Source organism: Mesorhizobium sp. M4A.F.Ca.ET.050.02.1.1, from assembly GCF_003997725.1.
Taxonomy (GTDB): Bacteria; Pseudomonadota; Alphaproteobacteria; order Rhizobiales; family Rhizobiaceae; genus Mesorhizobium.
The window spans coordinates 1-1288 of the sequence record NZ_RZSG01001178.1 but is presented as its reverse complement, the minus strand read 5'-3'; the positions used below and the strand labels follow the sequence as shown (position 1 = coordinate 1288).

Annotated in this window: 1 protein-coding gene; it reads left to right on the top strand. The window is 66.3% G+C overall.

The genetic code is table 11. From position 1 onward, the window contains the following. The first annotated feature begins 5 nt into the window (after window positions 1-5). A complete protein-coding gene (locus EOA33_RS36100) occupies window positions 6-1187 on the top strand; it encodes an MFS transporter (protein WP_126058786.1) in 1182 nt (393 codons plus the stop codon). Window positions 1188-1288: the final 101 nt, after the last annotated feature.

Below are 1288 nucleotides of genomic sequence, written 5' to 3'. Positions count from 1 at the left end.
GCGCTATGCTGCCTCTCATTGCCCTGTTCATCGCCGCCTTTGCCTTCGGCACCACGGAGTTCGTCATTGCCGGCGTGCTGCCGCAGGTCGCCGATGGCCTTGGTGTCTCCATTCCCAGCGCCGGCTACCTCGTCTCCGGCTATGCCTGCGGCATCGCCATAGGCGGTCCGCTGCTGGCGCTCGCCACCAAAGGGATCTCGCGCAAGGCTCTGCTCATTGGCCTGGCAGTAGCTTTCACCATCGGCCAGGCGGCTTGCGCGCTGGCGCCAGATTTCACCTCGATGCTGCTTTTGCGCATTGCGGTGGCTGTGGCGCACGGCGCCTATTTCGGCGTCGCCATGGTGGTTGCCGTCGGCCTCGTGCCGGAAGACAAGCGCGGCATGGCGGTGGCGGTCATCCTGTCCGGCCTCACCGTTTCCAACGTCATCGGCGTGCCGGCCGGAACCGCGATCGGCAATCTCTGGGGCTGGCGCGCCACCTTCTGGGTGATGGGCGGGCTGGGCGTAGCGGCAATTGCCGCCATGCTTGCTTTGTTGCCGCGCACGGCGGGGTCGTCGAACAGCCCCGCCAGCCTGTCGCACGAGGTCCGCGTTTTGGGACGTCAGCAGGTCTGGACCTCGCTGATCCTGATGCTCATGCTGATGATCGGCCAGTTCGGCCTGTTCACCTACATCACCCCGACCTTGCTCGAAGTCACCGGCCTCGATGAGAGCCTGGTGCCCTGGGTGCTGCTGCTCAATGGCGTCGGCGCGACCATCGGCGTCTTCCTCGGCGGCAAGCTCGCCGACTGGAAGCTGATGCCGTCGCTGATCACCATGCTGTTCCTGCAGGCGCTGATGCTTGGCGTCATCTATGCCGTCAGCCCCTACCCCGTGCCGATGGTCGTTGCCATCGTCATCTGGGGCGGCCTCAACTTTGCCATCGGCGCGCCGATCCAGACCCGCATCCTGGCCTGGACGGCGGACGCCTCCAACCTCGCCTCCTCGCTCATCCCGTCAGGCTTTAATGTCGGCATCGCGCTCGCTGCGTCGCTGGGTGCGGCCATGCTCAATGCCGGCTATGGCTATCGCAGCCTGCCGGTGGTCGGCGCGCTGGCCATGCTGGTCGCGGTCGTCGTGGCGGTCGCATCGCAGGTCTGGGAAGGACGCAGCCGCGTGGCGCCGCCGCTGCCGGCGGCGGCTGAGTAGCGACGCCGTTGTCGCGAGCCGCTGCGCGCCAGGAAGCCCGGCAAAACAACGCGTTGCGACACCGCCCTGAATCAATTCTTCAGACCGGCAGGATTACAAGT